The 23,476-nt window shown below is 49.8% G+C and carries 18 protein-coding genes; 6 read left to right on the forward strand and 12 right to left on the reverse strand.

Annotated elements, in window-relative coordinates:
* Window positions 1-63: 63 nt before the first annotated feature.
* From fba to tkt, 4 genes are read right to left on the reverse strand one after another with little or no spacing between them, the layout of a single operon-like run.
* On the reverse strand, window positions 64-1,128 hold the full coding sequence (gene fba / locus Q0698_RS01875) for a class II fructose-bisphosphate aldolase (RefSeq protein WP_298633163.1): 1,065 nt from the start codon (window positions 1,126-1,128) through the stop codon (window positions 64-66).
* A 52-nt stretch (window positions 1,129-1,180) separates the two neighbouring features.
* The gene (locus Q0698_RS01880; protein ID WP_298633165.1) at window positions 1,181-2,347 is read right to left on the reverse strand and encodes a phosphoglycerate kinase; all 1,167 of its coding nucleotides are present in this window, start codon (window positions 2,345-2,347) and stop codon (window positions 1,181-1,183) included.
* Window positions 2,344-3,360, reverse strand: coding sequence for a glyceraldehyde 3-phosphate dehydrogenase NAD-binding domain-containing protein (locus Q0698_RS01885; protein ID WP_298633166.1), 1,017 nt, complete (start codon window positions 3,358-3,360; stop codon window positions 2,344-2,346). The genes Q0698_RS01880 and Q0698_RS01885 overlap by 4 nt, the downstream gene beginning before the upstream one ends.
* An 8-nt stretch (window positions 3,361-3,368) precedes the next feature.
* Window positions 3,369-5,366 carry a transketolase gene (tkt, locus tag Q0698_RS01890; RefSeq protein WP_298633168.1) on the reverse strand — a complete coding sequence of 666 codons (1,998 nt, stop codon included), beginning with the start codon at window positions 5,364-5,366 and terminating at the stop codon, window positions 3,369-3,371.
* A gap of 190 nt (window positions 5,367-5,556) precedes the next feature.
* Between tkt and Q0698_RS01895 the strand changes: the two genes are divergently transcribed.
* The 4 genes from Q0698_RS01895 to Q0698_RS01910 are packed head-to-tail and all read left to right on the forward strand — an operon-like array spanning window position 5,557 to window position 9,888.
* Window positions 5,557-6,534, forward strand: a complete 978-nt coding sequence (locus Q0698_RS01895) for a metalloregulator ArsR/SmtB family transcription factor (protein ID WP_298633170.1) — start codon at window positions 5,557-5,559, stop codon at window positions 6,532-6,534.
* The gene (gene metK, locus Q0698_RS01900) at window positions 6,527-7,756 is read left to right on the forward strand and encodes a methionine adenosyltransferase (protein ID WP_298633171.1); all 1,230 of its coding nucleotides are present in this window, start codon (window positions 6,527-6,529) and stop codon (window positions 7,754-7,756) included. The genes Q0698_RS01895 and metK overlap by 8 nt, the downstream gene beginning before the upstream one ends.
* 19 nt (window positions 7,757-7,775) lie before the next feature.
* Window positions 7,776-9,140, forward strand: a complete 1,365-nt coding sequence (gene ahcY, locus Q0698_RS01905) for an adenosylhomocysteinase (protein ID WP_298633173.1) — start codon at window positions 7,776-7,778, stop codon at window positions 9,138-9,140.
* A 7-nt stretch (window positions 9,141-9,147) separates the two neighbouring features.
* Entirely contained in the window at window positions 9,148-9,888 is a 741-nt protein-coding gene (locus Q0698_RS01910; RefSeq protein ID WP_298633174.1) for a 16S rRNA (uracil(1498)-N(3))-methyltransferase, read from the forward strand.
* Here the strand turns inward: Q0698_RS01910 and Q0698_RS01915 are convergent.
* From Q0698_RS01915 to pilG, 8 genes are read right to left on the reverse strand one after another with little or no spacing between them, the layout of a single operon-like run.
* Entirely contained in the window at window positions 9,885-10,379 is a 495-nt protein-coding gene (locus Q0698_RS01915) for a chemotaxis protein CheW (protein WP_298633176.1), read from the reverse strand. The genes Q0698_RS01910 and Q0698_RS01915 overlap by 4 nt on opposite strands.
* A gap of 11 nt (window positions 10,380-10,390) precedes the next feature.
* On the reverse strand, window positions 10,391-11,245 hold the full coding sequence (locus Q0698_RS01920; protein ID WP_298633178.1) for a chemotaxis protein CheB: 855 nt from the start codon (window positions 11,243-11,245) through the stop codon (window positions 10,391-10,393).
* Complete coding sequence (locus Q0698_RS01925; RefSeq protein ID WP_298633180.1) at window positions 11,245-17,112, reverse strand: Hpt domain-containing protein; 5,868 nt, start codon at window positions 17,110-17,112, stop codon at window positions 11,245-11,247. The genes Q0698_RS01920 and Q0698_RS01925 overlap by 1 nt, the downstream gene beginning before the upstream one ends.
* Before the next feature lie 14 nt (window positions 17,113-17,126).
* Window positions 17,127-17,942, reverse strand: coding sequence for a CheR family methyltransferase (locus tag Q0698_RS01930; protein WP_298633181.1), 816 nt, complete (start codon window positions 17,940-17,942; stop codon window positions 17,127-17,129).
* A gap of 16 nt (window positions 17,943-17,958) precedes the next feature.
* Window positions 17,959-20,046, reverse strand: a complete 2,088-nt coding sequence (locus Q0698_RS01935; RefSeq protein ID WP_298633183.1) for a methyl-accepting chemotaxis protein — start codon at window positions 20,044-20,046, stop codon at window positions 17,959-17,961.
* Window positions 20,047-20,095: 49 nt separating this feature from the next.
* The gene (locus tag Q0698_RS01940) at window positions 20,096-20,665 is read right to left on the reverse strand and encodes a chemotaxis protein CheW (protein ID WP_298633185.1); all 570 of its coding nucleotides are present in this window, start codon (window positions 20,663-20,665) and stop codon (window positions 20,096-20,098) included.
* Window positions 20,666-20,672: 7 nt separating this feature from the next.
* Window positions 20,673-21,050, reverse strand: coding sequence for a twitching motility response regulator PilH (gene pilH / locus Q0698_RS01945; RefSeq protein ID WP_298633187.1), 378 nt, complete (start codon window positions 21,048-21,050; stop codon window positions 20,673-20,675).
* A gap of 33 nt (window positions 21,051-21,083) precedes the next feature.
* Window positions 21,084-21,482, reverse strand: a complete 399-nt coding sequence (pilG, locus tag Q0698_RS01950) for a twitching motility response regulator PilG (protein ID WP_121875571.1) — start codon at window positions 21,480-21,482, stop codon at window positions 21,084-21,086.
* Window positions 21,483-21,663: 181 nt separating this feature from the next.
* On the opposite strand from pilG, the gene gshB reads away from it, so the two are divergent.
* Window positions 21,664-22,614, forward strand: a complete 951-nt coding sequence (gene gshB, locus Q0698_RS01955; RefSeq protein WP_298633191.1) for a glutathione synthase — start codon at window positions 21,664-21,666, stop codon at window positions 22,612-22,614.
* Between the two features lie 7 nt (window positions 22,615-22,621).
* Complete coding sequence (locus Q0698_RS01960; RefSeq protein WP_298633192.1) at window positions 22,622-23,473, forward strand: energy transducer TonB; 852 nt, start codon at window positions 22,622-22,624, stop codon at window positions 23,471-23,473.
* Window positions 23,474-23,476: the final 3 nt, after the last annotated feature.

Raw genomic sequence — 23,476 nt, forward strand, 5'->3', positions numbered from 1 at the left:
GCCTCTACACGTGCGTAGAGGCCTTTTTGATCGAACGACGCTAAGTCGACTTTAAGAGACGCCTTAGCGAATCTTAGGATTCAACTCACCGCTGTCGTAGCGCGCAACCATATCATCCAAAGAGATCGGCTTAATCTTACTCGCCATCCCTGCCGTGCCAAAGGCTTCGTATCGATTAACCACAATGTCCTTCATCGCCTCGGTAGAGCGCTGAAGGAACTTACGAGGGTCAAATTCACTTGGATTCTGAGCCAAGAAGCGACGCACCGCACCGGTTGACGCTAAGCGAAGATCGGTATCGATATTAACCTTACGAACACCATGCTTGATTCCTTCACAGATCTCCGACACTGGCACACCGTAAGTTTCCGGAATCTCACCGCCAAATTCATTAATTACCGCCAACCATTCCTGCGGCACTGAAGATGATCCATGCATAACTAGGTGAGTGCCCGGGATACGCTGATGGATAGCTTTAATACGATCAATCGCTAGAATATCGCCCGTTGGTGGGCGAGTAAACTTGTAGGCTCCGTGCGAAGTACCAATGGCAATCGCCAAAGCATCCACATGCGTCTTTGCAACAAAGTCTGCCGCTTCCTCTGGGTCCGTCAACATCTGTTCATGGCTCAGAATACCCTCTGCACCAATCCCATCTTCTTCCCCAGCCTGCCCAGTTTCCAAGGAGCCCAAACAACCGAGCTCACCCTCTACCGATACACCACACGCGTGAGACATCTCAACCGTTCGGCGTGTGACGTTAACGTTATAGTCGTAGTCAGTTGGGGTCTTGCCGTCTTCGCCCAACGAGCCGTCCATCATCACCGATGAAAAGCCCAACGCGATTGAACGCTGACATACCGCAGCGCTAGTACCATGATCTTGGTGCATGACCACAGGAATATCCGGAAACTCCTCAACCGCAGCAAGAATCATGTGACGAAGGAAAGGCGCACCCGCATATTTGCGCGCGCCGGCCGATGCTTGGAGGATCACGGGGCTGTCTGTGGCTTGCGCCGCTTCCATAATTGCCCGCGTTTGCTCTAAGTTATTAACGTTAAATGCCGGAACACCGTAATTGTATTCAGCGGCATGATCGAGTAACTGCCTCAACGAAATGAGTGCCATGGTTAGATCCTCTTTGTTGTTGCGCGTGCGCAACGTTCCCTATTTGCTTTGATTAGGCCCTTGATTCCAACATCGCAACTGCTGGCAACACTTTCCCTTCAACATACTCAAGGAAAGCACCACCGCCGGTTGAGATATAAGATACCTGGTCTTTTATGTTGTACTTATCGATAGCCGCCAACGTATCACCGCCGCCCGCTAACGAAAATGCAGGGCTCTTTGCGATAGCCTGTGAAAGCGCCTCCGTCCCTTTTGCAAATTGGTCGAACTCAAAAACGCCGACCGGTCCATTCCACAAAATCGTTTTCGCCTCAGTGAGGAGAGTCGCCATTTGACGAGCCGATTCTGGACCTATATCGAAGATCATATCGTCTTCGCTTACATCCTCCACTGCCTTCACAACCGCTTCAGCAGTAGGAGAGAATTCCTTGCCCACCACCACATCAACGGGCAATGGAATATTTGTTTTCGCCATGAGCGCCTTAGCAGCTGGGATCAGGTCCGCTTCATAAAGCGACTTGCCCACAGGGTGACCCGCGGCCGCCAAGAAGGTGTTGGCAATGCCTCCGCCAACGATCAATTGATCAACCACATCAACGAGCTGCTCCAAGACAGTGAGCTTCGTCGACACTTTTGATCCGCCTACAATGGCAGTCATCGGCTTAGCCGGCGCCTTAAGAGCAAGCGATAGCGCTTCAAGCTCTCCCGCTAAAAGTGGCCCCGCCACCGCAGTGGGTGCAAACTTCGCGACACCATGAGTACTGGCTTGGGCTCTATGGCTTGTACCGAAGGCATCCATCACGTAGATGTCGCAAAGTGCCGCCATTTGCTTGGATAATGCCTCGTCGTCCTTTTTTTCACCCGCATTAAAACGAACGTTTTCAAGGAGAACGATTTGTCCTGCTTCTATCTCTACGCCGTTGAGCCAATTTTTGATCAGTGGTACTTCCTGGCCCAACAACTTGCTTAGGCACGCCGCGACCGGTGCTAGCGAATAAGCGGCATTTTCTTCTTCAGTACCGCCTTCTACTGGGCGTCCTAAATGAGACATCACCATCACCGCAGCACCCGACTCCAACGCCAACTTTAAGCTGGGAAGCGCAGCTAGAATCCGCGCATCGCTAGTCACCTTCCCATCACTGATTGGTACATTCAGATCTTCGCGAATTAAAACGCGTTTGCCGGCCAGTGATTCGTTTGCCATTAACTTTACGGTCATGTTAGCTCTCCCAAGCTGATCATTTGTTGAAGATGAAGCGCACTATCCACCAGTCGGTTCGCGTAGCCCCATTCATTATCGAACCAAATTAGTACCTTCACTAAATGGTCGTTTACTACCGCACTTTGCGGTATATCAATCACTGCACTGTGATCGTCGTGGATGAAGTCACACGATGCCAGTGGTTCGGTAGTGATCGTAATATATTGGTTATCATCCGCCAGTCGCTGAAGGCTCTGTGTGAAAGCACCGCGATCTACTGCATGTTCTGTTTGTACAGTAAGTTCTATAGCCGAGACATTTGACGTCGGAACGCGGATAGAAGAGCTATTTAATCGGCCCTCAAGGTGAGGCAGCAATCGATAGACACCTTTATCAAGGGCCGTCTCAACCGGAATCATGGACTGCATGGCACTGCGAGTCAGCCTAAGATCAACATCATGGTAAGCGTCGATAACTGGCTGATCGTTCATTGCCGAGTGCAGTGTTAAGCTACTTCCAGCTACCACGCCGAATTGTGCATCCAACTCCGCCACCAGCGGAATAAGCGCATTGGAGGTGCAAGATCCACAGGAAATCACGCCGTCGCTCGAGGTAACTTGGTTTTGGTTAAAGCCGTAGATCAACGTGCAATCTACCTCCGGCTGGGAGGGGTTGGAAATGAGAATATGCTTCAAGCGGCCGCGAATTTGTCGGCGTGCCACTTCAGCACTAACACTCCCTGAGCACTCTATAAGTACATCACAGTCGATTTGCAAGGCAGAGAACTCGGCCTCATGAGTAATATCAATAGCATGGCCGTTGACCACTAAACGACTATCTTCGATAGTCACTGAGCCCGGAAACCGTCCATGTGTGGAATCATACTTGAGCAAGTGACAAATCGTTTCAATAGGCGCCAGTTCATTAATTGACACCACCGCTAAGTGGTGCCAAAGATCGCGTTCAACTATGGCGCGAAGTACCGATCGACCGATACGTCCGAAACCGTTAATGGCAAGTTGAGCGCTCACGCGAACTCCTAAGCTAGCAGTTCCAGCGACACCGTCACCACGTTATCCACGCTAAAACCAAACATTTCGAACAGCTCATTCGCTGGTGCTGATTCACCGAAAGTTTCCATGGCAACAATGCGACCGTCTAGACCTACATACTTGTACCAGTAGTCACGGTGTGCTGCTTCAATAGCAACACGCGGCAATACAGCGCTCGGCAAAACTTGCTCGCGATAAGCTGCGTCCTGCTGATCGAAACGCTCACAACAGGGAAGGGAAACAACGCGCACGTTCTTACCCTGTGCTGCGAGCGCCTTCTTAGCCTGAACAGCTAACTCAACCTCTGAACCCGTTGCAATCAGAATTAGCTCTGGTGTGCCTTCGCTATCGGAAAGAATGTAACCACCGCGGGCTACGTCGGCAACCTGATCAGCGCTACGCGGCTGCGGCTCAAGACCTTGACGCGTGAAGATTAGCGCACTTGGACCGTCGTTACGCTCCACTGCCGCCTGCCAACTCACAGCGCTTTCTACCACGTCACAGGGGCGCCAAGTTTCCAGGTTCGGAGTAGAACGAAGCGAGGTGAGCTGCTCTACTGGCTGGTGAGTCGGGCCATCTTCGCCCAAGCCAATTGAATCGTGGGTGTACACGAAAATTGCACGCTGCTTCATCAATGCTGCCATACGAACTGCGTTGCGGGCATATTCCATGAACATAAGGAAGGTACCGCCGTAAGGGACGAAACCGCCGTGCAGCGCAATTCCGTTCATAATTGCGCTCATTCCGAACTCACGAACACCGTAGTAGATGTAGTTACCCGACGCATCTGCACCGGTTACACCCTTACTTCCGTCCCATTTGGTCAGGTTAGAGCCCGCAAGGTCAGCTGAGCCACCAACCATTTCAGGTAGGATAGGGCCCAATTGATTTAAGCAAATCTGACTTGCCTGACGCGTTGCTACCTTCTTCGGATTTGCCTGCGCATCGGCGATGAAAGCAGCCATGTCTGCAGCAAAGCCTTCCGGCAGTTCGCCCGCCATACGACGCTTGAATTCCGCTGCTAGCTCAGGGTAATCGGTTGCATACTCGGCAAAGCGATCATCCCACTCCGCTTCTTCAGCAGCGCCTTTATCTTTGGCATCCCATGCTTCATAAATATCGTCAGGAATCACGAATGCATCGTGGGACCAACCTAGCGTCTTACGAGCTGCGGCGATTTCTTCATCACCGAGTGGAGCCCCATGAACACCAGAAGTGCCCTGCTTGTTCGGCGAACCAAAACCAATCACGGTCTTGGCGCAAATCAAGGTTGGCTTCGAAGTTTCATTCTTAGCCGCTTCGATGGCAGCTTCTAAAGCCGCTGCGTCATGGCCATCCACATTCGGGATAACGTGCCAGCCATAGGCTTCAAATCGCGCTGGCGTATCATCACCGAACCAACCGCCAACTTCGCCGTCGATCGAAATGTTATTGTCATCATAGATGGCAATTAGCTTGCCTAGCTGAAGTGTACCAGCCAGTGAACAAGCTTCATGAGAGATGCCTTCCATTAGGCAACCATCGCCGAGGAAGGTATAGGTGTGATGGTCAACAATGTCATGGTCTTCACGGTTAAACTGCGCTGCCATCATCTTTTCAGCCAACGCCATCCCCACGGCGTTAGTGACACCTTGGCCGAGCGGGCCAGTGGTGGTCTCAATACCCGGTGCGTAACCATACTCAGGGTGACCAGGTGTTTTTGAATGTAATTGACGGAAGTTCTTCAACTCCTCAATTGAAAGTTCATACCCACTGAGATGCAAAAGTGAATAGATCAGCATCGAACCGTGACCGTTCGACAACACAAAACGGTCTCTATCGGCCCAGTCTGGATTACTTGGGTTATGCTTCAAAAATTTATTCCAAAGAACCTCAGCAATATCCGCCATCCCCATCGGGGCGCCCGGATGACCACTGTTAGCACGCTGAACAGCATCCATTGATAATGCGCGGATAGCATTGGCTAAGTCTTGACGAGAGGGCATGTGAAGCTCCTTGTTGAATAGAATAAAAGGACGAAAAGCATCTGAATCGTAGCAATGGCTATTTTCACTGATGCCTGAACTAAGAGCAACGGCAAAATGAGTGCTTTTCGGCTATGTTAATTTAAAGATCATAACGACCCTTTATATCAATATATTTTGATATATTGAAATTTTTTGATACTATGTCGCCATGAGTCGAATTAACGCACCAATTTCACGCTTGGATCACACTGGAGCCTTTTTAAAAGCAGCTGCGGATCCTCTGCGTCTGATGATTCTGCGTGTTTTAGCAAGCAACTCATACAATGTAGCTGAGCTTTGCCAAATCTTCTCGTTGCGACAACCTGCTTTGAGTCATCATTTAAAGTTATTGACTCACGCGGGGCTAATTCTAAGCCGCAAGGAAGGTACTAGCGCGTTTTATCGCCGAGTACCCGTTTCGGGTGAGCTCTCAGCGCTTGCTGATGCGCTTTATTTGACGACTGACCGACTAGAATTTGATGATTCCATTCAAGGAAACGTGGCCGATGTTCATCAGGCTCGCGCAGTCACCGCTCAACATTTTTTCGAAGTGAATGCCACCTCACTTCGAGAACAACAAGATCTCATAGCGGATTTCGGTGTGTATGGCGAGCAGGTTGCAGAGATGATTGATCGGCTGGGTACGCAACGGGACACTGCACTGGAGATTGGCCCTGGTCGCGGCGAGTTACTCGCGTTCCTAAGTCAGCGTTATCAGAACGTTCAAGCTGTAGATATTTCATCAACTATGCTTGATGTGACTCGCCAGACGGTGGCACTGGAAGGCCTAGATAACGTGACCCTAATTCATGGCGATACCAGCCACGGAGATATTCATACCGCTGATTTAATTGTCGTCAATATGGTTCTCCACCACACGCCATCACCGGCACGGATTTTTAAAGATCTTGCTGGCTATTTGAGCCACCAAGGGCTTTTGGTCGTATGCGACTTAGTCCGCCACGACCAAAGCTGGGTAAAGGATGCCTGTGGAGACCTCTGGCAGGGATTTGAACAGGAAGAATTATTAAGGTGGGCGCATGACGCTCGCCTGAAACCCGTTGACAGCCAGTTTTTTGCCTTACGCAATGGTTTTCAATTTCAACTTTTTACGTTTACAACACAAGTGGGCAACACAGATGAGTGAGTACACCCTTTTTACTTCAGAGAGCGTCTCTGAGGGACATCCCGATAAACTAGCAGATCAGATCTCGGACGCCATTTTAGACGCCATGATCGCGCGCGACCCCCATGCTCGTGTAGCAGTTGAAACACTTGTGAAGACTGGCATGGCAGTTGTTGCAGGCGAGGCTACGACTACCTGCTATGTCGACCTTGAAGATATCGTCCGTAAGGTGATTACCGACATTGGCTACAACAGCTCGCTAGTCGGCTTTGACGGCGAATCCTGTGCGGTAATCAATGCCATTGGCAAGCAATCCCCTGACATTGCGCAAGGTGTAGATCGCAGTGCGCCAGAGGAGCAAGGCGCGGGTGACCAGGGATTAATGTTTGGTTATGCCACTAATGAAACCGAAGATTTTATGCCTGCCGCACTCTACTACTCTCATAAGTTAGTTCAGCGTCAGGCTTATCTCCGCAAGAACAAGATTCTTCCGTGGTTGCGCCCAGACGCCAAGTCTCAGGTAACCTTGCGATATGATGAGGCGGGAAAGCCGGTAGCTATTGACGCTGTTGTTCTTTCAACTCAGCATGACCCGGACGTATCGTTAGAAACACTTCGCGCGGCGGTGCTTCGTGAAATCATCGAAGCGGAACTTCCCGCTGAATGGCTTCATGCAGACACCAAGTATCACATCAACCCTACCGGTAATTTTGTGATCGGCGGCCCTGTTGGTGACTGTGGCTTAACTGGTCGAAAGATTATCGTTGATACCTACGGCGGTGCAGCGCGTCACGGTGGTGGCGCGTTCTCCGGCAAGGATCCATCAAAAGTAGATCGTAGTGCGGCATACATTGGTCGATATGTAGCGAAAAACTTAGTGGCTGCTCAGCTTGCTGATCGTGCTGAGGTTCAGGTCTCTTACGCCATCGGCGTTGCAGAGCCTACCTCAGTTTCCGTTAACAGCTTTGGTACCGGTAAGTTGAGCGATGCGCGTTTGGCCGAGATCGTTCGCGAAGTATTCGATCTTCGTCCCTATGCAATTACTAAGCAGTTAAACCTGCTTTACCCAATGTATCAACTAACCGCTGCGTACGGTCATTTTGGTCGTAAGCCGTTTGAACACACCTATGAATGGACCGAAAGCGAGAAGGGCGTGGTTACCAAACACTCCAAGACCTTCACCGCCTTCACCTGGGAAAAAACTGACAAGGTTGACGCGCTGACAGCCGCTGCCGCCCTATAAAGAATTTGAGGTACTAACCATGACTGATTACAAAATCCGCGATATCAACCTAGCCGACTGGGGTCGTAAAGAAATTCACATTGCCGAACAGGAAATGCCGGCATTGATGGCACTTCGTGCTCGCTACCAGGCCGAGAAGCCGCTTGCTGGCGCGAAGATTTTGGGCTGTATCCACATGACCATTCAAACCGCCGTGCTGATTGAAACACTGGTGGCATTGGGTGCTGAAGTTCGCTGGTCAAGCTGTAACATTTTCTCTACACAGGACCAAGCGGCCGCGGCTATCGCAGCTTCTGGCGTTCCCGTTTTTGCCTGGAAGGGTGAAACCGAAGAAGAGTACGAGTGGTGCTTACATCAGACCATCCTCAAGGACGATAAGCCTTGGGATGCCAACATGATTCTTGATGACGGCGGTGATCTTACGTTACTTATCCACAACGAGTACCCAGAGATTCTTGAACGCATTCACGGTGTGACGGAAGAGACCACTACCGGTGTTCACCGCCTCTTCGAAATGATGGAGAAAGGCGAGCTAAAGATTCCCGCGGTTAACGTTAACGATGCGGTAACGAAGAGCAAGAACGATAACAAATATGGTTGCCGTCATTCACTTAACGACGCCATTAAGCGCGGTACAGATCACCTGTTAGCGGGCAAGAAAGCGCTCGTGATTGGTTACGGTGACGTAGGTAAAGGTTCAGCACAGTCACTTCGTCAGGAAGGCATGATTGTTCGTATCACTGAGATTGATCCAATCTGTGCCATGCAGGCATGTATGGACGGATTCGAAGTGGTCAGTGCGTACAACGACGGAATTAATACCGGCAAAGTTGAAGATACTAACACTGAAGTACTGAGCAACACCGACTTACTGGTAACCACTACCGGTAACGTCAACGTGGCTGATTCAGCCATTCTAAAAGCCCTTAAGCCGGGATGTGTCGTGTGTAACATCGGTCACTTCGATAACGAGATCGATACCGCATACATGCGTGAGAACTGGGAATGGGAAGAGGTTAAGCCTCAGGTGCACTTAGTTCACCGTGACCGCGCCACCAACGACTACCTGATTCTGCTTTCAGAAGGTCGTCTAGTGAATTTGGGTAACGCAACGGGCCATCCGTCACGCATCATGGATGGTTCATTTGCAAACCAGGTCTTAGCACAGATGTATCTCTTCGAGCGTAAATTTGCCGATCTATCCAGCGCCGAAAAGACGGCCAACATCACCGTTGAGCTTCTGCCGAAGAAGCTCGATGAAGAAGTTGCAGCCAACATGGTAGCGGGCTTTGGCGGGGTGTTAACTCAGCTAACGACACAGCAGGCAGAGTACATTAATGTCCCAGTTGAAGGCCCTTACAAGCCTGAGACCTACAAGTACTAAACGCTGAATGGCTAGGTTGATCCGTTTACTAGACCGAGCGCTTACACTTCCTGTGGAAGTGCTCGAGCTATCGACCGCGCCTAGCCATCACCTCCTAAAAGTTCTCCGCGCCAAGCCCGGTCAAGCTGTTGAAATATTCAACGGCAGTGGCGAGTTTGTCAGGGGCAGCCTAGCAGAGCAATCAAGCAAAAAGACCGCGGTGATAGCCGTTACCGAGTCAGGCACTTCCTCAACTGAATCTCCTCTTGAGATAACACTCTGTATCGCCATTTCTAAGGGTGATCGCTTTGATTATGCACTTCAAAAGGCAACCGAACTGGGTGTGAGCCGGATCATTCCGATGATTGCGGAACGTAGTGAGTTCAAGTTAAAGGACGAGCGACTAGAGAAGAAGCTTCTTAGTTGGCAAGGAATTGTTGACGCGGCGGCAGAACAATGTGGCCGTTTTCATAGTCCGATGGTTGAGTCACCTCTCACCACGGCTTTACTTATTCCATCCCTTGGCAGTAACTTCGATCTGAAATTAGTATTACACCATCGATCGGTAAGTAAGCTTCAAGAGGAACTATCGGTCAAGAATGCGGTGCTACTGATTGGTCCGGAGGGTGGGCTAAGTGAGAATGAAATTATCTTGGCAGAGGCATCGGGCTTTAAATCGGTACTTTTTGGACCCCGAGTACTGAGAACCGAGACTGCGCCGATTGTCGCGCTAACTATTCTCCAACAATTTTACGGTGATTTCGCTTAGCGATTCGCTATGCGCTCCACAAATGAAATCCAGTGCTGTTCTATTTCCACTAAATCAGGTAACCAATACTGTACTTCATTAATTTTTAGCGCCATGGCCATACCAGGGAGCGCTACGTTCTCGACCTCCGTCAAATCAGGCGCCATCAAACGCAGAATCCTAGGCACAGTTTGAAGTCGAATAGCGAAGAAACGATAATGATCACTACCACCTGCACTGTTTAACACCGCAATAGGATCGCCTTCTTGGTAATCGTAACTGCGCTCTGTCGCTAAAAATTGTAGGTCTATCAACGGCACCGCACGCTCTCTCCAGCGCACTTCACCTGACAGCCATTGCGGTCCATCTTTTACGGGCCGAATAACTACGCCGGATACAATTTCCGCTACCGACATTGTTGGCAGCGCTACACTAATTTCGCCCAAGCTCATTAGGAGAGTGGGGATGTCGACGCTAGGCTTTTCCAGTAATGGATGATCTACAAACGACACTTAGGCCTCCTTTATTTTGTCCAATTGAGCACTGCATCAGCCATCTCGCTGGGAAGTAGTTGTGCATCAACATGAATAATATCTTTCACATCGTTAATCATTCCGTCAGCAACCGCTGACGATGGTTCCTGAACCCAAATGGTAGCGCCTGCTCCATGAGCGAGACGCGCTCCGCTGGGGCCTTCACCACTCAACCCGCTTAAATAGATCACCAAACACTCACCACGAAAGCGAGTTGTTACAGAGCCTACAACGTGATCAATCGATGGAGAAAACTGGCCACTCCATGGGGTACTTGATCGAGCTAATGTTAGATTACGGCTAAAACTCACCTTGTCCTCGGCGGTCAAGACATAGACTCTGCCACCTCGAAGTTGACTCACAGACTTAACGGCTACAACTGGCCATGGCCCGGTCTTTGAGAACTGCTCTATCATCGAGGTTTCAGCGCCCACCGACTGATGCTGAACAATGAGCACCGCCGTATCTTCGATCACCGGCAGGCTGGTCAGTAACTCACTAATTACCTGAGGGCCGCCAGTTGAAGCCGCAACAATGACCAACTTGGACAGCGACAGGCACCCATGTTGGTCAAGCTGTTTTAGTCTATCAACCCAACTATTAAAGCCTCGCGCCTCAAAGCTTGGTAATTCGCCATCGCTGACCAATACCGCCTGTGATTCGGCCTCGTCGCTACCAGCCCCATGCAGCCAACAGTCTACACCCTTCTGGCTAGCATTCGGCTGCCAGGCTTCGTCTATCTGGGCACTAAAGGCGACCTTAAAACCCGCAGCTTTAGCGATGGCTCTTTGCTTGGATAGCGCCAACAAATCGTTTGCAAGCAACCCAATCAACGGCATTTCCATTAATTGAACTCAGCCAGCCCCGCGCGCTCAGACAAAAACTCCCTGATCTGCGCAAGTAGGCGATCTTCTTGATAGGGCTTGCCCATATAGTCTTCAACACCAATTTCTCTAGCTCGCTCACGGTGTTTTTCACCAGTACGTGAGGTAATCATGATAATTGGCACATGCTTTAACCTCACCGAGGTCTTAACAGTTCGTGCAACCTCAAAACCGTCCATATTCGGCATCTCGATATCGAGTAGCATAACGTCAGGTACCACATCTTGGAGTTGGCGAACCGCGTCAACACCATCTTTAGCCGTCACAACATCGAATCCTTCTCGGTTTAGTAGTCGACTAGTCACTTTACGAACCGTTACTGAGTCATCGACTACCATAATCAATGGCGTTTCTCTCGTTGATACTGAATTCTCAAGGAGCTCGTGGGCGTGCTTTTCGTATCCAAGAGCAAGCTCAGCTCGTAACATTGCGACCAAATCAAGAATCACAACGACCTTACCATCACCTAGAATAGTGGCGCCGTTAAGGCCTGGAGTCGTCGCAAACTGGGGCCCTAAACTCTTCACCACTATCTCGCGCGAGCCGTGAAGTTGATCTACATGCATGGCGAAGTGATGATCGTCGGTCTTAACTAAAACCAACGGAATAGCTCCGGTGTCATCGATACTTTGCGGCTGCGCAGACAGCCCCATGGTTTCTCCTAGATAACGTAAGTCATATTCACGATCCGCAAAATTGAACTTAGCTTCAGGGTTGTTATAAAGCGCTCTCAATTGTGCCGGCTCAATTCGGGCGATGCCCTCAACACTCGATAATGGAAGGGCAAACGTATCGTCTGCCACTGAGATCATCAAGGCGCGGTTGACCGATAACGTAAATGGTAAACGGACTACGAATTGGGACCCCTGTCCCTGCTCTGAGAAGACTTCAATCTGGCCACCTAGCTGACGTACTTCTTGAGCTACTACATCAAGACCAACACCTCGACCGGAGACCTGGCTTACGTCGTCACGGGTTGAGAATCCAGGGCGGAAAATAAACTGATAAATTTCTTGCTCGCTGAGCTCCAAAGAATCCGCTAACAAGCCCGAGTCAATTGCCTTACGACGAACACGCTCAACATTGATCCCATCGCCATCGTCGGCTAAGCCAATGACAACTTGAGCACCCTCGCGTGCAATGAATATCCGAATAACGCCTTCGGCTTCCTTACCATTAATCGCGCGTTTTTCCGCGCTCTCGATACCATGGTCAATCGCATTACGAAGCATATGCTCCAATGGCCCAACCATTTTATCCAGCATGTTTCGGTCGAGCTCGCCTTCAACGTTACCAAGTTCGAGCCTAACTGGCTTACCTAAGTCCGTTGATACCTGTCGAACTACGCGCCTTAATCTTGGTACAAGACGAGAGAACATAACCATCCGGCTACGCATCAAGCCTTCCTGTAGGTCCGTATTAATACGCCCTTGCTGGAGTAGAAGGGTTTCCGTATCTCGCGCATTATCAAGTAATGACGATTTCAAATCTTGCAGATCCGACGCTGACTCGGATAGTGAGCGAGATAGTTGCTGAAGTGTAGTGTATCGGTCCATTTCAAGTGGATCGAAACCTTCAACACTCGCTAATTCGGCCAACTGCTCCTGACGGAATAGAATTTGAGCTTCCGTTTCAATATCGAGACGGCGAACCTGCTCTCTTAAACGATCAATGGTGTTATCCATCTCATCAAGGTTGAAAGCAAAATCGGTAACTTGTTGTTCTACCCGAGACCGAGCAATACTCGTCTCACCGGCAAGGTTAACCATTTCATCGAGTAACGTAGAAGAAACTCGAACGACTTCTTGGGGAGCTTTATGTTCGAACTGAGTGTTACCAGCCAAGTCGGCAAAGCTTGTAGCTGGCTTCGCTGTTGGCGAACTATTACCCTCTACGAGTTTGCTCAACGCTTGGTTACTGTCATCGGCGCTGACATTTGCATTGGATTCATCTGCTAGCTCGAGGGTAGCTTGCTCATCCGAAGTAATCGCTTTTACGGCATCTAAGCTAGGGTCACCGTGAAGTATGCGCTCAATAAGGTTGAAATCTTGAACACCCAACCAGGCTCGACTCTGCTCGACGCTATATCTAAGCTGATCAATTGCTTTACTAAGTGTTCCGCGCTCCGCAGTAGATACATCGGCTTTAAAGTACTGAATCAGCCAACTTTCAAGATCGTGAGCGATCTCGCCAGCAACGTTTAAGCCGGCCATTCGTGCACTACCCTTGAAGGTATGTAAATGGCGCTGAATATCTTCATTAGGCGCAGCCGCAGCAGTATCCTGATTCCAAAGTTCAGCAGCGGAATCCAACAATACGACTAACTCTTCTGCTTCTTCGACGAACAGGGTTAGAATTTCAGCATCAACTTCGAGCATCGCGGCTTCGACATCTATGTTGATTTGTTCAGCTGATTCTTCATTCGCCATAGTTTCGGTCGGCACCGAAATTTGAGGTTCACTGACAGGCTGCTCTTCGATAACGATGACACTGTCTGCTGGTTTGTCCTCGCCGACTAATTCCGACGCGTCACTGCTTGCCTCTGGCTCCATCTCTGTCGCACTGTGATAGTCTTCGTTCGGCGTGTCTCGCCCACTCAGATCCACATCGATGTTCGCGGGAGTCTTATCGTCTGCAACCACCTCAAGAGGGGCTTGAGCCTCAGACTGCGTGAGTTCAGTTTCTGCAGTGTCAGCATCACCGTCAATAGTATGATCTTCACTAGGCTTCGCGCGGTCGACGGAAAGTGCTAATCGTGACACTAATTGCTCAATAAGCTTTAATTCGTTGTCAATCGACGTCATCTTCTGACTAGCGACTAGTTGATTAATTCGGTCAATCAAAGTATCGCAAAGGTGGCGAATGCCAACGACGGTGGTTTCATCGTTACTTGAGAGCCTGTGATCTTCGAGCAAGGCAATAAGGCCCGCCATAAAGCCCGACAAGTCCTCTTCGTTGGTTTTTAGTGACAGATCATAAAGCGCTTTTGTGGACTCAACTAACTTAGGAATAGCGCTATCGCTTCCTTCATCAACCCAAGCGTCAACGATTTCTTCTGCATCGAATAATGCATCAATCGCTGGCGAAGATATCAGGGCGATAAACTCGGGATTTGAACTATGAAACTGTCCGGGTGCACCACCGAGGATTGGCTCAACCCAACGATCATGAAGCCCTTCGATCATTGCGAATAACGCATCCTGATCAATTAAATTAGCAACTGAGTTACCCGCCACGACCTCTGGAATTAACGCTTCAATTGTCGTCACGACGCCGGCAAGTAGGTCAGTGTATGACTTATCAACCTTAATTTGGTGTGCTATCAATGCCTTCGTCAAACGCTCCACAGGCGCGGCAATCTCCGCCAACTCTTTGAGATCAGACATGTATGCCGAACCCTTTAGGGTATGAAGCGCTCGACGTACATCTTCGATTGGAACATATTCAAGCGGCTCATTTTTGCGAACCTCAGCCACGAAATCCTTAATCGCACCGAGATGGAGTTCAGCCTCGGCAACAAAAATTTCAATAAGCTCGTGATCGATCTCTACGGTGAGTTCCGCGGCTAAGCCTGCATCAGAAACCTGCACGTCGGATTCAATAGCCAGCAATTTCGCTGCAGCATCTAAATTTCCTTCCTTGAGGCTAGCGGCTGCTTTAATCAGACGTTCTTGCAATTCAACAGCTGGGTCTGGTTGAACCGTTGCAAAGGCGGATACCAAATGCGGCGCTAGCTCACGAACACTTTGAATAAGTTTAATTCCCGGGTCGGACGCGACTACGCCACCATCTAGGAGACGATTTAAATAGTCCTCTACGGCCCAGGCTACGTCGCCGAGTGATTGCGCACCCACCATTCGGCCGCTTCCTTTCAACGTATGGAAGGCACGTCGAAACTCAGTGAGTGCACTACGATCACTCCGATCCGCGCACCACAGGGCAAAATGGACATCAATGTGCGCAAGCACCTCTTCAACTTCTTCTAAGAATATTTCGAGTATCTCTTCATCAATATCGGGGCGCGCTACCGTCCCTGCCGCTTCATTTCTCGAAGAGGTGATCGCTTCGGAAGTGCCTTCGTCATCGGGCTTTTCAGGCATTGACGAAACGTCTGACTCAATATCGGTAGACGCAACTATTTGGGGGATATCATTGGTATCTATAGGTGGCTTCGATAAATCAATAGTCGATGATACGGGAGCTACCGCATAACCCAATTTAGCGACATCGTTCTGTGCTTGAAGCGTGAGACGTTCGCGTTCGGCCCCCGAGATATTGATACTCTCAACGAGGTACTCAACCGCGGTGATTGCGCTTGCCAATGTATCAAGCTCGCTCCACTCAACCCGATCGCCACGGGCGAGTCGCTCCTTCGCATATCGCGCTAACGCGCCGAGTACTCGGGCTGCATCCAACTCCTCAGCAGCTTCCAGGCAAAACCGGGCATCGGTCAGGAGTTTAGGAACCGGTCCGATGGCGGCCGGGTTAAATTGTTGAGCGATAAATTCGCTGATCGCCTCTTTACAGCTTTCCAGTCCAGTGAGCGCTTCATCGACTGCTCGATACTGCTGAGCATCGCGTTCTACCGATTCTTCGGTAGGCCGCCCAGCCTCAATTTTGAGAAGCTGCTCTAGGACTTTGTCTATGGTTCTAATAGCGAATGAATAGTCACTCACCTCATCGCTAACGATATTTCGCAGAAGCGCTTCAAGCTGCCCCGAGTACTTGCCTTCACCTAAAAGAGAAAGCGCGTCGGTGGCGCGACGCAACGATCCTATGAGGCGTCGCTGATTACCCGTTTGAGCAACGTGATTAAATTGCTCTGAGGTGCGTCTAGCATCGTTCAGCTCGAGGCGAATCGCGGCGACAATTCGCAGACGATCAACTGCGCTTAGCACAGGCCAAGCATTCCCAGAGTCTGCGTCCACCTCGAGACGTGGCAGAGCCGTTGCAAGGCCATATCGCTTGCGAACCGCTTTAACGTGATCAGCCGAGCTGCTAAGCATTGCAACTTCGTACAAGAGATTTTTAATTAGGCCACGCGGCGCCATCTCGATGAGTGCTCTCGCACCGTGCTGTTCAATGAACTTAAGGTGTCGATCAAGCTGCCGAAGCACGAATAGCAAAGCATCAGAGGGTTTTGCCTCGCCTTCCTTGAGTCGGCAAGCAAGCAGGTAAGCCAGATCCCAAATCGGTTCAACCGATGTCTGTTTAGTAATGGTTGAGACTCGAAGTGTCACTTCAACTAAATAAGTAGCCGCCTTTTCTTGATCTTGTTTTCGCAATAATGCAAGTAATGCATATTGATACATCTTCCGAAGCTTGGTGATTGCGCCCTTGAGTGTAGCTTCATCAAACTTCGGCTCAACATGACTCGTCGACGCAGTCTCTAGTGGTGCAAGATTTGGGAGGAATATTGGCGTTTCGCTGAACAGGTTATGTGACCTAACTGCACGAATATCATTAAGGATAGGCAATAGTGGCAAAGGATCATCTGCGCGTTCTGCAACAGCAGCCTTGACGAAAACAGGTAAGCTTTCAATTCCCTTGCGGAGAACGCTGGTTGCACGACTAACTTCAGCTACACGGCTGGTGATAATCGCATGACAAAGCAGTTCTAGCTCCTCTGCTAAAACCGCGACACCATAGCACTCTACCATTCGTAAGCTAGCGGCAGATTGGTGTAAGTAGCTCAGGCAAAAGCGAAGTTGAGCTTCATCGTCTGTCTTTTGTAGCCATTGGTTTAATGACTGTGTTGCAGCATTTAGTACTTCGTCTAGTTCGGATGAAATCCAATCCAGTGCTGTGAAGTTACGGTCAACCGCCATAACATCTACCTTTTTTATTCTATTATTTTTTGGTAAGCGACAACATCACCCTTACCAACGAATTGTAACTTCGGATGTTGCCATTGAGTCATCTCTCCGGGACCAATGATTAACAATCCTTTAACGTTCATTCTCGAGACCATTAGATCTAGCACTCGACGGCGTCTCCACTTACGGAAGTAAACCAATAGATTCTGACAGAACAGGACGTCATATTTGAGGCCATCTCTGCTCATTTCAATAATATTACCCACGTTGAACGCCACGCGCTGTCGCAGTTCTGGCTTGACTCGGTAGCGCCGATCGATCGATTCCAAATAACGCTTACGCTCTCCCGTCGTTAGCTGTGCCACCTGCTGCTGTCCATAATCGCCGTCTCGACTCTGGCTAATTGCCTGCATACTGACGTCAGTTCCCTGGACTGCAAAGTATCCGTCGTGCTCAACCGCAAGATTGAAGCAATCATTGGCTACCATTGCCAGTGACCACGCTTCCTCGCCAGAAGAACAACCGACACTCCAGAGGCTATAGAGCGAACCAATAGACCCCTCTGCTAATCGCCCATTAATGTGCTCGCGTAGAAATTCAAACGATGCACGATGACGAAAAAAGCGCGTATCCTTAACGACAAGCTCATCAACCAGAAGCGACCACTCTAATGCCGCTCCGGGCCCTTGCATCAACTCCCAGTATGCATCTTCATGTGCCGCATCCGAGGCTGCAATTCGCCGCTTTACCGCACCTTTGACATGCGCGGAACGGGCGCTAAGGAATACCCCAGTTCGGTGCTCGAGGTATTCCTCCCACCGCGCAATATCAATATCCGTCAAAACTTAGACTCAACCCTTAACCAACGGTGGTTGGAACGGGTGACTCTTCATCTGCAAGATCGATCAATTCATCAATAGCATCTTCAGAAACATCTTCCGCCACATCACTCGGGAGCTTGAAGCCTGCCACCGAATCTTGTAACTCAACGGCCATTTCTGCTAGCTGTCCAATCGAGTCTGCCGCATCACTCGTACCCTGCGAAGTCTGTACTGTAATTTCCTGAATCACGTTCATGGTAGTCGAAATATGACCTGCAGATGCAGCCTGCTGACGCGCTGCGTTAGAAATATTCTGAATCAATTCAGCCAAGTTCGACGATACGTTCTCGATCTCTTCGAGTGAAACACCAGCTCGCTCCGCTAAGGTAGCACCGTTAACTACTTCTGCAGTAGTTTGCTCCATCGAAACAACCGCTTCATTAGTATCATTCTGAATTGTTTTAACTAGGCCTTCAATCTGCTTGGTTGCGTTTGCTGAACGTTCTGCTAGTCGCTGAACCTCATCCGCAACAACCGCGAAGCCTCGACCAGCTTCACCCGCCATCGATGCCTGAATTGCAGCGTTCAAAGCTAGAATGTTGGTCTGGTCCGCAATATCGTTAATCAAGGATACGATATCACCAATTTCCTGTGACGATTCACCAAGTCGCTTAATACGCTTCGAAGATTCCTGAATCTGTTCACGAATGTTATCCATTCCAGAAATGGTGCTCTGTACAACCTCGGCACCGTTTGCTGCGATCGATACTGATCGCTCCGCAACACCCGCGGACTCAGCCGCGTTAGCTGATACTTGGTCAATGGTTACCGCCATCTCGTTTACTGCAGCCGATGCACCCGCAATTTCCTGGGCCTGGTGATCCGACGCTTCAGCAAGCGTTAAGGCAGTTGCTCGAGTAGTCTGAGCCGCGCTGGTTACTCGTGTTGCAGTGTTGTTAATTCGAGTAACAAGCTCGCGTAATTGGTCAATGGTGTAGTTGATGGAGTCAGCAATGGTGCCAGTAAAGTCCTCGGTTACCGTTGCTGTGGTGGTCAAATCACCTTCAGCCAAGTCAGCTAGCTCATCGAGTAATCGTAGAATCGCATTCTGGTTACGTTCGTTTTCACGCTCAACGGTCGCAGTGCGATCAGCGCTTCGGCGGTTGTAAAGTAGGGCGATCAACATCATCAAACCTACAGCAATCGCTGCCGCAATGGTCACCATCTGTTGGTTGATGTCGCGCATACCGCTCAGAGCATTGATGATGGTATTTAACTCATCAAGTTGGGTCTGGAATGTCGGCGACGTATTCAAAACATCTGCACCGGCAGATCGAGATTCTAGAAGCGCCGGAGTCGCAGCAAAAATTTCATCAACTGACTCATCTACGAACGAGAACAAGCTTAGAATTTCGACAAGAGACTCGCGTGCGAACTCATCTTCGATGGGTGCAATGCCCAAGGCAATACTACCTTCTAACTGCGCATTTAGAACCTCACCAAACAGACTTGCATCGTAGTTAAAAACGTCAGCCGCTTCATCAGCATCGGCAGTACCCGCCAGCATTTTATCAACGTTACGTGCAATACGCTCCGCTCGCCAAGATTGCATCTGAGCCAGAGCAACCTGCTGCGCATCATTCCCTTCCTCAAGCAATGACTCAACAACGTTGTTGTATTCCTGCTGAAGAATAGGAATGGTTTCATTCAAACGCGAGGCAACCTGGTGGAGGAACAAGATGGTATCGCGGTTAGCGTCAAGTGCGGTCGCCGCGGTGTAAATCGTGTCTGCGTTTTGAGAGACTAGCGTTAGCTGCTCGGCATTAACGTTTTGAGCCGCTAGCTTATCGCGCAAACCCTGCCAGTTACGGTTCAGCGACTGCGAGGAGCCTGACAAGCGCAAAAACGCGTCTTCTTGGCCCGCCAACGAGTCCTGCGATGCCACAACCAAGGCCAACGAGTCGGCACGTAAGTCTGCCAACTGTTGACGAGCTGCCGCATCTTGACGTTCATATTCACCTAGCATGAAGAAGCCAAAGCCTACCCCACCTAAGACAATTACCAACAGGAAGCTTACTAAGCCAATTAATTGACCCTTGCCTGCTCCAGTACTCTGTTTCCTCATTTTAAGCTCCTGGCGTCGCCTCGCCTTTACTTAACAAATTGCACGTCGATTACGACGGCTCGTTATTATTAATCGTTAATATCGAGCGCTGATCAGCACTCATAAAATTTGACTTACTGAGAATTTCTTCCATCGAGCACACCGACCAAATGCTATCTTTTGCGGCATAAGCGCCAATAACAAAGGGTTTAAGCCGCTCGTTTTCACCACTTTCCCCAAGGATTTCATCTTCCGGAAAATGCTGAATGCCGAATACATCATCTACTAACAAACCTGCAAATAATTCACCTTGCTCGACGACTAGAACACGATTCTTCGCGCCTTTTCTTCGCTCGCCACCAAGCAATATTGCAAGATCAGTAATTGGCAGTAGTCGACCTCGAACGTTAGCGACCCCACGGACCCAAGGTTGCACCCCAGGGAGACGTGTGAGAGCCGGTAGTTCTAAGGTTTCAACCACATCATCAATGGCCACTACAATGCGCTCACCCATTAGCTCAAAGCCCACACCGCTCCAATAGGTGCGACGCTCTATCTGAGCCGGCAAGCCCGCAGCGTGCCTGAGACTGTGCTGTGCTACGGAAAGGAGGCTATCGAAGGCAGCGGTATCTGTGCTCATAAGACGCCTAAACCAGCACTTCGCCGGCAAGCACTCGTTCTGCCGCTTTCAACAGAACCGAATCGGTGACGGGCTTAGTCAAATAGCCCACTGCACCCTGACGCTTACCCCATACTCGATCAGTTTCCTGATCTTTGGTGGTCACGATTATCACCGGCACTTCCGAAGTCGCGGCATCTTTTGACAATTGACGGGTTGCCTGAAAGCCGTTTAGCCCTGGCATAACCACATCCATTAACACCAAGTCCACGAAGTTAGCTTTGGTCATTTTCACGCCATCCTCTCCGGAGTGCGCCTCTAATACTTCGTGTCCAGCCTTCTCAAGAACCTGGCGGAATCTATAAGTTTCCGTGGGGGAGTCATCTACAATTAAAATCTTAGCCACAATGCAATTCTCTTATCGGTAATACGGTTCAGCTTAAGCTGACTTCTCGGTTGGGTTGATGTGCGATTGAATCGCATTCATCAGTTCACTTTTGCCAAAGGGCTTAGTTAGATATTCATCTGAACCTACAATTCTTCCTTTGGCTTTATCAAACAAGCCATCTTTCGATGACAACATGATCACAGGCGTCCCTTTGAACTCACTGTTATTCTTTATCAGGGCACAGGTTTGATAGCCATCTAAGCGAGGCATCATAATATCTACGAAAATGATATCTGGGCGACTGTCAGCAATTTTGGCCAGCGCGTCAAAGCCATCAACCGCAGTAATTACCTCACAACCTGCTTTAGCAAGAAGTGTCTCCGCGGTACGGCGAATGGTTTTACTATCGTCAATGACCATGACCTTAACGTTTTCTAAACTTACGCTCATGGTAAGATCCTTGTTTTCTATAATGCTAGAACTGAGGGTTTTTACTAACCTCTTATGATTACCTATCTTTTAACAGATTTTTACGTGTTAATCTAGAAACAAGCTACTCAATTATTAAACAGCACCAAGAATCGCTGGCATTATGCAGCGAAAGTGAGCACTACTTAACAGTGAGGACCGCATGAGTCTACATATCGCCATTGTCATGGACCCTATAGACAAGATCAATTTCAAAAAAGACACTAGCCTTGCACTCCTATGGAGCGCACAAGCTCGTGGCCACAAACTTTGGTACCTAACGCCCGAAGACCTTTTTCTCGCTGAAGGCCGAGCAATGGCAAGTATGCAGCCATTATCAGTCTTCGAGAATCCGGAGCATTTCTACGAATTAGGCCCCGAAGTAACACGTCCACTCGCGGACGTCGATGCCGTGCTAATGCGCAAAGACCCGCCCTTTGATATGAACTTCATCTATGCCACCTATCTGCTTGAAATGGCTGAGCGCGAGGGCACGCTAATTGTCAACCGGCCACAGAGCCTACGCGACTGCAACGAAAAGCTATTCGCTACCTGGTTTCCACAATGCTGCCCACCTGTAATGGTTGCCGCTAGCGCAAAACAGTTGCGAGCATTTCATGCGCAACAGGGCGACACTATCTTTAAACCACTTGATGGCATGGGGGGTAGTGGTATTTTTCGCATCAAGGAAGGCGATTCTAACATTGGTGTTGTTCTGGAAACCCTCACTGAACATGGCAAAACTCCCATTATGGCGCAGCGCTATTTGCCGGAGATTAAACAGGGAGACAAACGTATTCTAATTGTTAACGGGGAGGTAATCCCCTATGCGTTAGCACGGCTACCAAGTCAGGGCGAACTACGTGGCAATCTAGCCGCCGGCGGAACTGGGGTAGCGCAGCCTCTTTCTGAACGAGATCACTGGATTGCGAGCCAAGTCGCGCCCTCGCTGGTAGAAAAAGGGTTATTATTTGTTGGCTTGGATGTAATCGGCGACTATTTGACCGAGATTAATGTTACCAGCCCAACCTGCTTACGCGAGATTGAAGCCAGTTATGACATCAATATTGCCGATAAGCTGATTATTGCAATTGAACAGAACCGAGAGCTCTAGGAGCGAGATGGCAGCTACATCCCCACAAATTGGCGCCGGCGATCGCCTAGGCTTCACTGTGTTTATCGCCGCAATTGTGCATGCCGCACTTATTTTCGGCATTCACATTAGCGCGCCTGAGCACTCGCTAGATAGCTCGCAAATGAGAGTGACCGTGGCGGTGCGAAACGAGGATAACCCAAACGAAGCCGACTTCCTCGCTCAGGCCTCGCAACAGGGTTCCGGGTCCGAGGATGAGGTGCTAGAGCTTAACTCCGCCCAACTGCAGCAAATAGCCGATCACGGCGACGCCAACGATCTGCATGCTGGACAGTTAGCTGACACACAAGCTCAGCTCAGTAAAGCTTGGCAGCAGAGTGCTAGCTTAATCATGCTGCTGCCTACAGAGGCTGCTCCAATGCCCTCCGACGACCCTCAGTCTGGAGACGGCTCTCTATCCCCTCAAATCGCGGTCTTAGAAGCTAGGGTGCACGAACTCCAGCAGCTCTATGCTAATCGCCCTCGAGTTAGAACACTTACGGCGGTGTCTACCAAAGCGGCGGCCGACGCAGCCTATCTCGAACGCTGGCGCCAGCAGGTAGAAGATTATGGCAACACTCACTATCCCTCAGAGGCAAGAGCTAGGAGGTTATTCGGTAGTCTCCGCCTGAAAGTTAGTGTACTGGCTAATGGTTCGCTGCAAAGTGTCGAACTTCTTCAGTCCTCTGGAGTCCAAGTGCTGGACCAAGCAGCCATTGATATCGTCCGCGAAGCAGCGCCTTATCCGCCATTTCCAGACGCTATTCGTAGCTCTACTGATCAACTTGACATTATTCGAACATGGCGCTTTGAACCCACTGGTCGTTTGGGGACACAATAGGTT

The sequence above is a fragment of the uncultured Umboniibacter sp. genome, assembly GCF_947497555.1.
GTDB lineage: Bacteria > Pseudomonadota > Gammaproteobacteria > Pseudomonadales > DSM-25080 > Umboniibacter.

Excerpts from the sequence above, each read along its gene's own strand:
- fba (WP_298633163.1), bottom strand. The coding sequence starts at position 1,128 with ATGGCACTCATTTCGTTGAGGCAGTTACTCGATCATGCCGCTGAATAC.
- Q0698_RS01880 (WP_298633165.1), bottom strand. The coding sequence starts at position 2,347 with ATGACCGTAAAGTTAATGGCAAACGAATCACTGGCCGGCAAACGCGTT.
- tkt (WP_298633168.1), bottom strand. The coding sequence starts at position 5,366 with ATGCCCTCTCGTCAAGACTTAGCCAATGCTATCCGCGCATTATCAATG.
- Q0698_RS01895 (WP_298633170.1), top strand. The coding sequence starts at position 5,557 with ATGAGTCGAATTAACGCACCAATTTCACGCTTGGATCACACTGGAGCC.
- metK (WP_298633171.1), top strand. The coding sequence starts at position 6,527 with ATGAGTGAGTACACCCTTTTTACTTCAGAGAGCGTCTCTGAGGGACAT.
- ahcY (WP_298633173.1), top strand. The coding sequence starts at position 7,776 with ATGACTGATTACAAAATCCGCGATATCAACCTAGCCGACTGGGGTCGT.
- Q0698_RS01910 (WP_298633174.1), top strand. The coding sequence starts at position 9,148 with ATGGCTAGGTTGATCCGTTTACTAGACCGAGCGCTTACACTTCCTGTG.
- Q0698_RS01920 (WP_298633178.1), bottom strand. The coding sequence starts at position 11,245 with ATGGAAATGCCGTTGATTGGGTTGCTTGCAAACGATTTGTTGGCGCTA.
- Q0698_RS01925 (WP_298633180.1), bottom strand. The coding sequence starts at position 17,112 with ATGGCGGTTGACCGTAACTTCACAGCACTGGATTGGATTTCATCCGAA.
- Q0698_RS01935 (WP_298633183.1), bottom strand. The coding sequence starts at position 20,046 with ATGAGGAAACAGAGTACTGGAGCAGGCAAGGGTCAATTAATTGGCTTA.
- Q0698_RS01940 (WP_298633185.1), bottom strand. The coding sequence starts at position 20,665 with ATGAGCACAGATACCGCTGCCTTCGATAGCCTCCTTTCCGTAGCACAG.
- pilG (WP_121875571.1), bottom strand. The coding sequence starts at position 21,482 with ATGAGCGTAAGTTTAGAAAACGTTAAGGTCATGGTCATTGACGATAGT.
- gshB (WP_298633191.1), top strand. The coding sequence starts at position 21,664 with ATGAGTCTACATATCGCCATTGTCATGGACCCTATAGACAAGATCAAT.
- Q0698_RS01960 (WP_298633192.1), top strand. The coding sequence starts at position 22,622 with ATGGCAGCTACATCCCCACAAATTGGCGCCGGCGATCGCCTAGGCTTC.